The 12,587-nt window shown below is 65.6% G+C and carries 16 protein-coding genes; 6 read left to right on the forward strand and 10 right to left on the reverse strand.

Features of this window, described 5'->3' with window-relative positions:
- Positions 1 to 2 precede the first annotated feature (2 nt).
- The 8 genes from QRN67_RS19270 to QRN67_RS19305 form a co-directional block, all read right to left on the reverse strand.
- Positions 3 to 383, reverse strand: a complete 381-nt coding sequence (locus QRN67_RS19270; protein ID WP_285413152.1) for a hypothetical protein — start codon at positions 381 to 383, stop codon at positions 3 to 5.
- Positions 384 to 478: 95 nt separating this feature from the next.
- Positions 479 to 1,354, reverse strand: coding sequence for a F0F1 ATP synthase subunit gamma (gene atpG, locus QRN67_RS19275; RefSeq protein ID WP_081266096.1), 876 nt, complete (start codon positions 1,352 to 1,354; stop codon positions 479 to 481).
- Positions 1,355 to 1,375: 21 nt separating this feature from the next.
- On the reverse strand, positions 1,376 to 2,989 hold the full coding sequence (atpA, locus tag QRN67_RS19280; RefSeq protein WP_106936601.1) for a F0F1 ATP synthase subunit alpha: 1,614 nt from the start codon (positions 2,987 to 2,989) through the stop codon (positions 1,376 to 1,378).
- 38 nt (positions 2,990 to 3,027) lie between these two features.
- Positions 3,028 to 3,558 carry a F0F1 ATP synthase subunit delta gene (locus tag QRN67_RS19285; RefSeq protein ID WP_081266098.1) on the reverse strand — a complete coding sequence of 177 codons (531 nt, stop codon included), beginning with the start codon at positions 3,556 to 3,558 and terminating at the stop codon, positions 3,028 to 3,030.
- 8 nt (positions 3,559 to 3,566) lie between these two features.
- Complete coding sequence (locus QRN67_RS19290) at positions 3,567 to 4,037, reverse strand: F0F1 ATP synthase subunit B (RefSeq protein WP_081266099.1); 471 nt, start codon at positions 4,035 to 4,037, stop codon at positions 3,567 to 3,569.
- Between the two features lie 82 nt (positions 4,038 to 4,119).
- The gene (gene atpE / locus QRN67_RS19295) at positions 4,120 to 4,383 is read right to left on the reverse strand and encodes a F0F1 ATP synthase subunit C (protein WP_019657641.1); all 264 of its coding nucleotides are present in this window, start codon (positions 4,381 to 4,383) and stop codon (positions 4,120 to 4,122) included.
- Positions 4,384 to 4,443: 60 nt separating this feature from the next.
- Positions 4,444 to 5,313, reverse strand: coding sequence for a F0F1 ATP synthase subunit A (gene atpB, locus QRN67_RS19300; protein WP_081266100.1), 870 nt, complete (start codon positions 5,311 to 5,313; stop codon positions 4,444 to 4,446).
- A 4-nt stretch (positions 5,314 to 5,317) separates the two neighbouring features.
- Entirely contained in the window at positions 5,318 to 5,803 is a 486-nt protein-coding gene (locus QRN67_RS19305) for an ATP synthase subunit I (RefSeq protein ID WP_081266101.1), read from the reverse strand.
- Between the two features lie 157 nt (positions 5,804 to 5,960).
- On the opposite strand from QRN67_RS19305, the gene QRN67_RS19310 reads away from it, so the two are divergent.
- The 5 genes from QRN67_RS19310 to lipA are packed head-to-tail and all read left to right on the forward strand — an operon-like array spanning position 5,961 to position 10,086.
- Positions 5,961 to 6,854: a D-amino acid aminotransferase gene (locus QRN67_RS19310; RefSeq protein WP_285413155.1), complete on the forward strand. Its 894-nt coding sequence runs from the start codon at positions 5,961 to 5,963 to the stop codon at positions 6,852 to 6,854.
- Entirely contained in the window at positions 6,851 to 7,159 is a 309-nt protein-coding gene (locus QRN67_RS19315) for a YbeD family protein (protein ID WP_081266103.1), read from the forward strand. The genes QRN67_RS19310 and QRN67_RS19315 overlap by 4 nt, the downstream gene beginning before the upstream one ends.
- Positions 7,156 to 8,352 carry an MBL fold metallo-hydrolase gene (locus QRN67_RS19320; protein WP_285413157.1) on the forward strand — a complete coding sequence of 399 codons (1,197 nt, stop codon included), beginning with the start codon at positions 7,156 to 7,158 and terminating at the stop codon, positions 8,350 to 8,352. The genes QRN67_RS19315 and QRN67_RS19320 overlap by 4 nt, the downstream gene beginning before the upstream one ends.
- The gene (lipB, locus tag QRN67_RS19325) at positions 8,349 to 9,077 is read left to right on the forward strand and encodes a lipoyl(octanoyl) transferase LipB (protein ID WP_285413158.1); all 729 of its coding nucleotides are present in this window, start codon (positions 8,349 to 8,351) and stop codon (positions 9,075 to 9,077) included. The genes QRN67_RS19320 and lipB overlap by 4 nt, the downstream gene beginning before the upstream one ends.
- Positions 9,078 to 9,084: 7 nt before the next feature.
- Positions 9,085 to 10,086 carry a lipoyl synthase gene (gene lipA, locus QRN67_RS19330; RefSeq protein WP_285413159.1) on the forward strand — a complete coding sequence of 334 codons (1,002 nt, stop codon included), beginning with the start codon at positions 9,085 to 9,087 and terminating at the stop codon, positions 10,084 to 10,086.
- A gap of 20 nt (positions 10,087 to 10,106) precedes the next feature.
- Here the strand turns inward: lipA and QRN67_RS19335 are convergent, their stop codons facing one another.
- Positions 10,107 to 10,601, reverse strand: coding sequence for a hypothetical protein (locus QRN67_RS19335; RefSeq protein ID WP_285413160.1), 495 nt, complete (start codon positions 10,599 to 10,601; stop codon positions 10,107 to 10,109).
- Between the two features lie 13 nt (positions 10,602 to 10,614).
- Complete coding sequence (locus QRN67_RS19340) at positions 10,615 to 10,857, reverse strand: GlsB/YeaQ/YmgE family stress response membrane protein (protein ID WP_081266107.1); 243 nt, start codon at positions 10,855 to 10,857, stop codon at positions 10,615 to 10,617.
- A gap of 194 nt (positions 10,858 to 11,051) precedes the next feature.
- On the opposite strand from QRN67_RS19340, the gene QRN67_RS19345 reads away from it, so the two are divergent.
- Positions 11,052 to 12,584 (forward strand): class I adenylate-forming enzyme family protein, encoded by a 1,533-nt coding sequence (locus QRN67_RS19345; RefSeq protein ID WP_285413189.1) that lies wholly within the window; start codon positions 11,052 to 11,054, stop codon positions 12,582 to 12,584.
- Positions 12,585 to 12,587: the final 3 nt, after the last annotated feature.

The raw sequence follows: 12,587 nt of genomic DNA on the forward strand, positions 1-12,587 counted from the left end.
GGTCAGCACTTCATTGCCGTGGCTTGCGCCGCGAATGCGTCCGAGGCGGCCTTGCAGGCCTGACCCAGCGCAGCCTTGTCGGCACCCATGGAAGCCCAGGTGGCCTTGGTCTGGTCGAGGCTTGCCTTCATCGCGTCGGCGGCTGCACCGCTTTGCGCGGAAACGCAGGTCTGCACCTTGGCCAGGTAGTCGTTGCACTCTTGCGGCAGGTCGGCCGAAGCCGTCGATGCCGCTGCGGGGGCTGCAGGCGTTGCGGCGGCGGGAGCGGGCGCGGGCGCCGCGGGTGCAGCGGCCGGAGCCGGTGCAGGCGCGGGCGCCTCTTCCTTTTTGGAGCAGGCGGTCAGAGCGGCAGCAACCGCCACCAGAGCAAGAATTTTCTTCATTTGCGCGTAGTCCCCTTGAAAGAAGGCCTTGAATCACTGTGCACGCTAGGCGCGCACGGCAGGCAATGTGGCCCGTTCCATTGCCCCGCCAACCATCAAACGCCCGCGGCGGCTGCAGCGCCGGACACGATCTCCGACAGTTCCTTGGTGATGCCGGCCTGACGGGTCTTGTTGTAGACCAGCTTCAGTTCGCTGATCACGTTGCCCGCGTTGTCCGTTGCAGCCTTCATGGCCACCATGCGCGCCGAATGCTCGGACGCCATGTTCTCGGCCACGGCCTGGTACACCAGCGATTCCACATAGCGCACCAGCAGCTCGTCGATCACGCTTTGCGCGTCGGGTTCGTAGATGTAGTCCCACGAATGGTGTCCCGACTCGGTCTGCAGCGTTTCGGCCTTGAGCGGCAGCAACTGCTCCACCATCGGCTCTTGCTTGATGGTGTTGATGAACTTCGTGTAGCACAGGTACACGGCCGACAGCTTGCCTTCCGCATAGGCGTCGAGCAGCGTCTTGACCGGCCCGATGAGCTTGTCGAGATGCGGCGTGTCGCCCAGTTGCGTCACATGGGCCACCACGCGGGCGCCGATGCGGTTCAGGAAACCCAGGCCCTTGCTGCCGATGGCCACCGACTCCACCACGTTGCCGGCCGACTGCGCTTCGCGCAGCTTGGCCGTCACTGCACGCAGCAGGTTGGTGTTCAAGCCGCCGCACAGGCCCTTGTCGCTGGTCACGATGATGAAACCGACGCCCTTGGCTTCGGTCGTCTTCATGAACGCGTGGGTGTACTCCGGATTCGCCTTGCCGAGATTGGCCGCGATGTTGCGGATTTTTTCGCTGTAGGGGCGAGCGGCGCGCATGCGTTCCTGCGCCTTGCGCATCTTGGAAACCGAGACCATTTCCATGGCCTTGGTGATCTTCTTGGTGTTTTCCACCGATTTGATCTTGCCGCGGATTTCCTTACCAGCTGCCATGAGAGCTCCTTCTTGCGTCGATCAGGCGAACGACTTCTTGAACGAAGTGGCGGCGGCCAGCAGTTCGGCTTCGGCGTCCTGGCAGGTCTTCTTGAGTGCCTTCTTGGCGTCGCTGTCGTCGGCCTTGGCGGGCTTGACGTCCCACTTGGCGCCGTGCTTTTCCATCGTTTCCAGCAGCGAGGCGTGGCTCGACTTCAGGTACTGATGGAAACCGTGTTCGAACGAGAGCACCTTCTTGACGTCGATGTCGTCCATGAAGCCCTTGTTCACCGCGAACAGCGTGGCGCTCATCAGCGAGATGGGCAGCGGGCTGTACTGGGTCTGCTTCAGCAGTTCGGTCACGCGGGCACCGCGGTCGAGTTGCTTGCGGGTGGCTTCGTCCAGGTCCGATGCGAACTGGGCGAAGGCCGCGAGTTCACGGTACTGCGCCAGGTCGGTACGGATACCGCCGGACTGGTTCTTCACCAGGTTGGTCTGGGCCGACGAACCCACGCGCGACACCGAGATACCGGCGTTGATGGCGGGGCGGATACCGGCGTTGAACAGGTTGGTTTCCAGGAAGATCTGGCCGTCGGTGATCGAGATCACGTTGGTCGGAACGAAGGCGGACACGTCGCCGGCTTGCGTTTCGATGATCGGCAGTGCGGTCAGCGAACCGGTTTTGCCCTTGACTTCACCCTTGGTGAAGGCTTCGACGTAGTCGGCGTTCACGCGGGCTGCGCGTTCGAGCAGGCGGCTGTGGAGATAGAACACGTCGCCGGGGTAGGCTTCGCGGCCTGGCGGGCGGCGCAGCAGCAGCGAGACCTGGCGGTATGCCACGGCTTGCTTGGACAGGTCGTCATAGACGATCAGTGCGTCCTGGCCGCGGTCGCGGAAGTATTCGCCCATCGTGCAGCCCGAGTAGGCCGACACGTATTGCATGGCTGCCGATTCGGAGGCAGATGCCGCCACCACGATGGTGTAGTCCATCGCGCCGGCTTGTTCGAGAGCGCGCACCACGTTCTTGATCGACGAAGCCTTCTGGCCGATCGCAACGTAGACGCAGGTCATGTTCTGACCCTTCTGGTTGATGATCGCGTCGATGGCCACCGCGGTCTTGCCGGTCTGGCGGTCGCCGATGATCAGCTCGCGCTGGCCGCGGCCGACGGGCACCATCGAGTCGACGGACTTCAGGCCGGTCTGCATCGGCTGGTCGACGGACTTCCGTGCGATCACGCCCGGAGCGACCTTCTCGATCACGTCGGTCATCTTGGCGTTGATGGGACCCTTGCCGTCGATCGGCTGGCCCAGTGCGTTCACCACGCGGCCGATGAGCTCGGGGCCGACCGGCACTTCCAGGATGCGGCCCGTGCACTTGACGGTGTCGCCTTCGGAGATGTGCTCGTATTCGCCCAGAATCACGGCGCCGACGGAGTCGCGCTCGAGGTTCAGTGCGAGGCCGAAAGACGGCGTGCCGTCTGCGCTCGGCGGGAATTCGAGCATTTCGCCCTGCATCGCGTCCGACAGGCCGTGCACGCGCACGATGCCGTCAGTCACCGAAACCACGGTGCCTTCGTTGCGGATGTTGGCGCTGACCCCGAGGCCCTCGATGCGGCTCTTGATCAGTTCGGAAATTTCTGCGGGATTGAGTTGCATGACTCTTTCCTTCTTTCTTTGTAAGGCGATGGAGACCGTCAGGCCGCCAGCGCAACTTTCATTTGTTCAAGGCGCGCTTTGACGGAGGTGTCGAGCACCTCGTCGCCGACCACCACACGAATGCCACCGATCAGTTCCGGCTCTTGCTGGACCGTGACCTGGAGCTTGCGACCGAAACGCTTTTCGAGCGCGGCCGACACGTTGGCGAGGGCCGCGGCATCGATCGGGAAGGCGCTGTAGACAACGGCGTCGGACGAACCGCTCTTCGCGTTGGCCAGTGCCCGGAACTGCTTCGCAATTTCCGGCAGCACCGAAAAACGTCCGTTCTCGAGGAGCGCACCCAGGAAGTTCTGGGCGGGAGCGGCGAGCGGTGCACCGAATGCACCGGCGACCACGCCGATCACCTGTTCGGCCGTGGCCTTGGGGTTCTCGGCGAACTGCTTGAGCTCCGGGCTGGCCGCGATGGCGGCAACCTTTTCGAGCCAGGCGCTGGTGCCGGCGAGATCGGACGACGACGCCTTGAAGAGCGCCTCGGCGTAGGGGCGTGCAATGGTGGCGAGTTCTGCCATGGCTTCTATCAGAGTTCGGTCTGCAGACGGGCGAGCAAATCGGCGTGAACGCCTGCATTCACTTCCTTGCGCAGAATCTGCTCCGCGCCCTTGACGGCCAGCGCGGCGACCTGCTCGCGCAGGGCCTCACGGGCCTTCAGTGCCTGCTGGTCGGCTTCGACGCGTGCGGCTGCAACGATCTTGTTGCCTTCCTCGGTCGCGCGGGCCTTGGCCTCTTCAACGATGGCCTGGGCGCGACGTTCGGCGTCGGCAAGACGCTGTGCGGACTCGTTGCGTGCCTGGCCCAGTTCGGCTTCCACGCGCTTGTTGGCGGCGGTCAGCTCGGACTTGGCCTTGTCGGCGGCAGCGAGGCCTTCGGCGATCTTCGCAGCGCGGTCGTCCAACGCCTTCGCGATCGGCGGCCACACGTACTTCATCGTGAACCCGACCAGGATCAGGAACACGATCATCTGAACGATCAGGGTACCGGTAATGCTCACTTTTCACCCTCTCTATGGGATTGAATCGAAGCCATTCGCTAGGGGCTCTAGGGAACGACGACGCAGGTCCGACGAGAAAGACTTACTTCGGCAGGTTGGCGATTTGCGACAGGAACGGGTTGGCCGTTGCGAACCACAGGGCGATACCGGTGCCGATAATGAAAGCAGCGTCGATCAGACCAGCCAGCAGGAACATCTTGGTTTGGAGTTCACCCATGAGTTCAGGCTGACGTGCGGCCGACTCGAGGTACTTGCTGCCCATGATGCCGATGCCGATACATGCGCCAACAGCGCCCAGACCGATGATCAGGCCGGCGGCCAGTGCAACAAAGCTAATAACTTCCATGATGACTCCTAGAGGACTTTGGTTGAAGAGAAAAACAAAAACAGAAACGAAAACTGATGATCAGTGGTGATCGTGGGCCTGGCCGATGTAGACCAGCGTCAGCATCATGAACACGAAGGCTTGCAACGTGATGATCAGGATGTGGAAGATGGCCCAGGCCGTGCCCGCGATGATGTGGCCGATGGCCAGGCCGATGCCGGTGGCCGACATGGACCAGGCACCGCCCATCAGGGCGATCAGCAGGAAGATCAGTTCACCGGCGTACATGTTGCCGAACAACCGCATGCCGTGCGAGACCGTCTTGGCGACGAACTCGATCATCTGCATGGCGAAGTTGAAGGGGTACAGCGCCCAGTGGTTGCCGAAGGGGGCGGTGAACAGCTCGTGCACCCAGCCGCCAGCGCCCTTGATCTTGATGTTGTAGTAGATGCAGATCAGCAGCACGGCCACCGACATGCCCATGGTCACCGAGAGGTCGGCCGTGGGCACGACGCGCAGGTAGGCGTGGTGCGGGTCTTCGCCGGCGAGGCCGAAGATCTTGGCCCAGATGGCCGGGAACAGATCGACCGGGAACAGGTCCATCGCGTTCAGCAGGAAGATCCAGACGAAGATCGTGAGTGCCAGCGGGGCCACGAACTTGCGGCTCGTGGCGTTGTGGACGATGCCCTTGGCCTGCTGGTCGACCATTTCGACCAGCAGCTCGACCGCCGCTTGAAAACGGCCGGGAACGCCCGAAGTGGCCTTGCGGGCGGCAAGCCACAGCAGCCAGCAGCCCAGGATGCCGAGCGAGATCGAGAAGAAGAGCGAGTCGAAATTGAAAACCGTAAAGTCAGCCACACCTCCAGGCTTGGAGCTTTGCAGGTGCGTCAAGTGGTGAACGATGTATTCACCCGCGGTCTGACTATGTTCCGCAGCGTTTTCAGCAGCCATTCCGTTACTCGTCTCTCTGTTTCCGGCGCCGGGGCGAGAACATCACCGCCAACCAGGCCGCCTTCATTGTCACCACCAGGCCGACCAGCATTGCTGGCCAGCTCAGCGCCGTAATCAGCCTTGGCGCAGCGATCAGCATCGCCACAGACAAGGCCATCTTGACCATTTCCCACAGGAAGAACCCGAACACCGCAGTACCCGGATTCAGGGAAGAAAACCGACCGGTCAGCCCCCGTGCGAACACCGCCGATGGAATGACCACCGCGATCGCACCGTAAGCGGCGGACCAACCCAGATTTTGCCTCCCCGTCAGCCCCCAGATGGCCAGAGCCACCAGCAGACCGACAACCAACTGCCCCGCAACCACCCGCCAGGGGGAGATCGAAGGGTTCTTTGCACGCAGTTCACGCGCCTCCTCGGCGGTCAACGGCTTGAATTCTGCGTCGAGGTCTTCAGCGACCTCCGAGTCTTGTCGGGCGATTGTTTTCATTTTGAATGAAGCCCGGATGACGACCCAGAATTTCTACAAAGCCATTGATTATAAGTAAAAACCCAACCCATCCCGCCACCCCACGTGTCGCGCATGCAAATCGCTCCTGCATTCCCTGACGCGAGCCCGACCCGGCGCACGCAACCATAATTCCTGCATGCACCCTATCACCGACGCCCTGCCCGCCACGCTTTGTTACCTCGATGGCGAGTACATCGCGCTGCGCGACGCGAAGATCAGCGTCCTGGACCGCGGCTTCATTTTCGGCGACGGCATCTACGAATACGTCCCCGTCTACTTCGGCCAGCCCTTCTGTTTCGAGGAGCACATGGCCCGGCTCGACCGCTCGCTCGCAGAGCTGCAGATCGAGAACCCGCTCTCGCTCGCGCAGTGGCGCGAGATCGTGATGCGACTGGTCGCTCCCGGCGGCGAAGCGCCACAATCCGTTTACTTTCAGGTGACACGCGGCGTGGCGCCGCGCGACCACGCCATGGTGCGCGGCATTCGCCCCACCGTGTTCGTGATGGTGAACCCGCTGCCGCCCATCTCCGAGGCCGTGCGCGCCAAGGGCGTGGCCTGCGTGACGGCGGAAGACTTCCGCTGGCAGAAGGCCCACATCAAGAGCACCAGCCTGCTGGGCGCCGTGCTCGCGCGGCAGATCAGCGTGGAAGCCGGCGCGGCCGAGACCATCATGTTCCGCGGCGAATGGCTCAGCGAAGCCTCGTCGAGCAATGTGTGGATCGTGAAGGACGGCGTGCTCGCCGGCCCGCCCAGGGACAACCTCGTGCTGACCGGCATCCGCTACGGCCTGCTGGAGCGCCTGTGCGAGGAGCATGGCATTCCTTTCACGCTGCGCCGCATCTCGCGCGACGAGGTGTTCGCCGCCGACGAGCTGCTGATCTCCTCGGCCAGCAAGGAGCTGCTGCCCGTGGTCACGCTCGACGGCAAGGCTATTGGCAACGGCCGCCCCGGCCCCATCTACAAGAGCTTGTACGCGGCCTACCAGGAGGCCAAGCTACGCAACGCACAGAAGCACGGAGTCCCGGCATGACCGACAACACGACCACCACCGAAACCACCTCGATCCCCGACCCGCGCAAGGAGTCGCTGATCGAGTACCCCTCGCAGTTCCCGATCAAGGTGATGGGCGCCAAGGTCGACGGCTTCGTGCACGCCGTCACGCAGATCGCCGAGCGCTTCGACCCCACCTTCGACGCCACCACCGTCGAGTTGCGCGACAGCAAGGCCGGCAACTACCTCGGCGTGACCATCACCGTCACGGCCACCAGCCGCGAACAGCTCGACGACCTGTACCGCGCGCTGTCGTCGCACCCTCAGGTCAAGGTCGTGCTTTGACCCGCCTGCGGCACGTCGCGGCGGCGCTCTGCGCGGGTGGCCTGCTGGCCGCCTGCTCGACGCCGCCGAACCCGTACTACGACGCCAGCCGCAGACACCACCGGCCCGACGGCTTCCAGGACAACTACGTCGAGTTCAAGCCCAAGAATTTCTTCACCGACGTGCTGCTGGGCTGGCAGATTCCATCGTGGTTCAAGGGCCTGCCGCCCGCGCCCGAAGCGCCACCGCCGGTGGTCGCGCCAGACCTCGCCTTCATTGTGTCGAACACCGGCGCACAGGCCCGGCCCGCCGCCACCTTCATCGGCCACGCCACCGTGCTGGTGCAGGTGCCGACCGCGAACGGCAGCCTCAACGTGCTGACCGATCCGGTGTTCGGCGAGCGCGCCTCGCCCGTCTCTTTCGTGGGACCGAAGCGCTTCCAGCCGCCCGGCGTGGCCCTGAAGGACCTGCCGCGCATCGACCTCGTGCTGATCAGCCACAACCACTACGACCACCTCGACGAGGCCAGCGTGAAGGCGCTGAATGCTCAGGCCGGCGGCCCGCCGCTGTTCGTGGTGCCGCTGGGCATCAAGCCGTGGCTCGCGGAGCGCGGCGTCACGAACGCGGTCGAACTCGACTGGTGGGACAGCGTCACGCTGCCTGCCACGCCTTCCGCGCAGGCACTCGTCCAGCGCAACGGCGCGGGCATCGACGCTGGCGCCAACAGCGACGCGGTGCAGGTGTTCCTGACGCCCGCGCAGCACTGGAGCGCCCGCGGCCTCGGCGACCGCATGAAGACGCTCTGGGGCGGCTTCGCGCTGCTTTCGCCGAAGCTGCACGTGTTCTATTCCGGCGACACCGGCTACTCGAAGGATTTCGCCGACATCCAGGCCCGTCTCGCGCCGCGCCAGGCCGACGCGCAGGGCGGCGGCTTCGACCTCGCGCTGCTGCCCGTCGGCGCCTACGAGCCCCGCTGGTTCATGAAGGACCAGCACGTCAACCCCGACGAAAGCGTGCGCATCCACCGCGAGCTGCACGCCAGGCGCAGCCTGGGCGTGCACTGGGGCACCTTCTCGCTCACCGACGAAGCGCTCGACCAGCCGCCCAAGGACCTTGCCGCAGCCCGCAAGGCCCAGGGCGTGGCTGACGACGCCTTCTTCACGCTCGCCATCGGCGAGACCCGCAAGCTGCCCGCGCGGCAGGCCACGCCATGACAGACATTGCCGCCACCGTTCCCGCCATCGAGCTGCATCCGATGGGCCGCGTCGACTACGCGACCACTTTCGCGGCCATGAAGCAGTTCACGCTCGAGCGCACGCCCGAGACGCCCGACGCGCTGTGGGTCTGCGAGCACGCGCCGGTGTTCACCCAGGGCATTGCCGGCAGGCAGGACCACATCCTGAACCCCGGCGCCATTCCCGTCGTGCAGACCGACCGCGGCGGCCAGGTCACCTTCCACGGCCCCGGCCAGGTGGTGGCCTATCCGCTGATCGACCTGCGGCGCGCCGGCTATTTCGTGAAGGAATACGTCTACCGCATCGAGGAATCGGTGCTGCGCACCCTCGCCCACTTCGGCGTGACCGGCCACCGCGTGCCGGGCGCGCCGGGCATCTACGTGCGCCTGGACGACCCGTTTTCGCACGCGATGCTGAAGGCATCGCCTCTGCCTGGTTCAGCCCCGACCGGCCCGCTGCCCGCCGCCGACCCGTTCCGGGGCCTCGGCAAGATCGCCGCGCTGGGCATCAAGGTGAGCCGCCACGCCACTTACCACGGCGTGGCGCTCAACGTCGAAATGGACCTCGAACCCTTCTCGCGCATCAACCCTTGCGGCTACGCGGGGCTGCAAACGGTCGACCTTTCTACAATCGGCATTCAAACCACATGGGAAGAAGCCGCCACGGTGCTGAGCCAGAAGCTCCGCGCCTTCCTGGCGCCTTGACATACCAATGAGCACCACAGAAGTCGTCCGCGACGCGCAAAGCGCCGAAAACTACAACCCCCTGGCCAAGCAGAAAGCGGCGGCCAAGCTCTCGCGCATCCCCGTCAAGGTGGTGCAGGGCGGCGAGGTGCTCAAGAAGCCCGACTGGATCCGCGTCAAGGCCGGCAGCCCGACCACGCGCTTCTACGAGATCAAGCAGATCCTGCGCGAAAGCAACCTGCATACGGTGTGCGAAGAAGCCTCGTGCCCGAACATCGGCGAATGCTTCGGCAACGGCACCGCCACCTTCATGATCATGGGCGACAAGTGCACGCGCCGCTGCCCGTTCTGCGACGTGGGCCACGGCCGGCCCGACCCGCTCGACAAGGACGAGCCGCTCAACCTTGCCAAGACCATCGCCAAGCTGCGCCTGAAGTACGTGGTGATCACCAGCGTCGACCGCGACGACCTGCGCGACGGCGGCAGCCAGCACTTCGTCGACTGCATCAGCAACATCCGCGAACTCTCGCCGATGACGCAGATCGAGATCCTGGTGCCCGACTTCCGCGGCCGCGACGACCGCGCGCTGGAAATCCTCAAGGCCGCGCCGCCGGACGTGATGAACCACAACCTGGAAACCGCGCCGCGCCTCTACAAGGAAGCGCGCCCCGGCAGCGACTACCAGTTCAGCCTGAACCTGCTGAAGAAGTTCAAGGCGCTGCACCCCAGCGTGCCGACCAAGAGCGGCATCATGGTCGGCCTGGGCGAGACCGACGAGGAAATCCTGCAGGTCATGCGCGACATGCGCGCCCACGACATCGACATGCTGACCATCGGCCAGTACCTGTCGCCGTCGGGCTCGCACCTGCCGGTGCGCCGCTACGTGCACCCCGACACCTTCAAGATGTTCGAGGAAGAGGCCTACAAGATGGGCTTCAGCCACGCCGCCGTGGGCGCGATGGTGCGGTCGAGCTACCACGCCGACCAGCAGGCGCATGCGGCCCAGCAGGCCGTGACTCACCAGGCGTGAGCCGGCAGCCCGCGCGGCCCTCAGCCGCGCGTGGCGTTCTCTTTCATCTTCGCCAGCGCGATGGCAATCGCCGCGCCGCCCAGGGTCTTGATCAGCCCCGAGTGCTGCGCATAGAACTGGCTCACCTCGTCGATGATGCCCGCGTGCTGCTGCTCGGCATGCGCGGCGATTTCGGTCACCTGCGCGGGTGACAGCTGCGAGGCCTGGTCGGGCGTGACCTGCGTCTGTCCCGGCTGCAGCATGCGGCCGAGCACGCCGCCCGCCAGCGCCGACGCGGCCGCCGGCCCGAGCGTGGCCAGGATCTGGTTGAGCACGCCGGCCTGCTGCTGCGGCGACGACTGGCCGAACAGCTGCCCGACCATGTCGCCGAATGGCGGCGTCTGGTCGGAGCGCATGGCCGCCGCGAGCCCCGCGCCGACCTCGCCGGTGGAAGCGTGCTGCGTGACCTGGTCGAGGTGGGCCTCGGGGCTGCTGTTGCCGCCGATGGCCTGCTGGAGGATGTCGAGTAGACCCATGTGGAACTCCTTGTCAGCGGGTCACGAGATGCCAGACCCCGAGCAGCAGGGCCGCGCCGATCACCGAGGCGATGAAGCCGGCGCCCGCGCCCGCAGCGTACAGCCCCAGGGCCTGTCCTGCATAGGTCGCCACCAGCGAACCGGCGATGCCCAGGATGACCGTGAGGATGAACCCCATCGAGTTGTTGCCCGGCAGGACCGCGCGGGCGATCAGCCCCGCGATGAAACCGATCAGGATCGTCCAGATGATGTGCACGAGAAGCTCCCTGTTTGCTGATGGTGACGAGGGCATCGTGGACCGCCCATCCTGATCGCTGGCTGACGGCTGCGCCCTGCAGGCTCGAGGTCGCCAAGGCGCTGGCCGAAAGCGTGAACATTTCGCTATCCTGCCCTTTGGTTGGTCAAGAAGAAGGAATGACTTTGCAAACGCACCCTGCCGTTCAAGCCGCGATGGAACGCAACTTCGGCGCCATCGCCGACCTGGTCCGTCTCCATGCGCAACACACGCCCGGGAACGCCGCGCTGGCCGACGCCCAGCACACGCTGGACTACCGCGCGCTGGACGCGCTGATGGACCGCATCGCGGCCAGCCTGCAGCGCGACGGCCTCGAGCCCGGCGACGCCATCGCGATATGCGCGTCTTCGTCGGTCAACTATGCGGCGGTGTTCCTGGGCGCGCTGCGCGCGGGCGTGGCGGTGGCACCGCTGGCGCCCGGCTCCACGCCGGCGAGCCTGGCCCGCATGATCGAGGACGCCGAGGCGCGCATCCTGTTCAGCGACGCATCGGCCGCCGAGGTGATCGGCCCCGCCAGGGAAGGCGGCATCGCCCGCGTCGCGCTCGACGGCTCCGCCGTGGGCCGCGGCTTCGAAGGCTGGCTCGCGCCGGCGGGCACGCAGCCCGCGCCCGTGGAGGCGCAGCCCGCGTGGGCGTTCAACATCATCTATTCGTCGGGCACCACCGGCGAGCCCAAGGGCATCGTGCAGGGCCACGGCATGCGCTGGGCCCATGTGCAGCGCGGCGCCAAGTACGAGTACAGCCCCGACACCGTCACCCTGCTGTCGACGCCGCTCTACTCCAACACCACGCTGGTGGTGTTCTTCCCCACCATCGCCTTCGGCGGCTGCGTGGTGCTGATGCCCAAGTTCGACGCGCTCGGCTACCTGCAGCTGGCCTCGCAGCGTCGCGTGACGCACACCATGCTCGTGCCGGTGCAGTACCAGCGGCTGATGGCGCACCCGCGCTTCGACGAGCACGACCTGTCCGCCTTCCGCCACAAGTTCAGCACCAGTGCGCCCTTCAGCGCCGCGCTCAAGGCCGACGTGCTCAAGCGCTGGCCCGGCGGGCTGGTCGAGTTCTACGGCATGACCGAAGGCGGCGGCACCTGCATCCTGGAAGCGCACCTGAACCCGGCCAAGCTGCACACCGTGGGCCGGCCCGCCGAGGGCAGCGACATCCGCCTGATCGACGAGCAGGGCAACGAACTGCCGCGCGGCAACACCGAGGTGGCCGGCGAGGTGGTGGGCCATTCGGCCGGCATGATGACCGGCTACCACCGCCAGCCCGAGAAGACGCGCGAGGCCGAGTGGTTCGACGCCGCGGGCAAGCGCTTCATCCGCACCGGCGACGTGGGCCGCTTCGACGCCGAGGGCTTCCTCACGCTGTTCGACCGCAAGAAGGACATGATCATCAGCGGCGGCTTCAACATCTATCCGAGCGACCTCGAGGCGGTGCTGCGCGGCCATGCGGCGGTGGCCGACGCGGCCGTGGTCGGCGTGCCGTCGCAGCAGTGGGGCGAGACCCCGGTGGCCTTCGTGGTGCGCCGCGAGGGCGACGCCACCACCGAGGCCGCGCTGCTGCAATGGACCAACGACCAGCTCGGCAAGACCCAGCGGCTGGCGCGGCTGAGCTTCATCGACGAACTGCCGCGCAGCGCGATCGGCAAGGTACTGAAGCGCGAATTGCGTGAACGCGATCACGGCTGACGC

Origin of the sequence: Variovorax sp. efr-133-TYG-130, assembly GCF_030208835.1 — a bacterium.
Lineage (GTDB): Bacteria > Pseudomonadota > Gammaproteobacteria > Burkholderiales > Burkholderiaceae_C > Variovorax.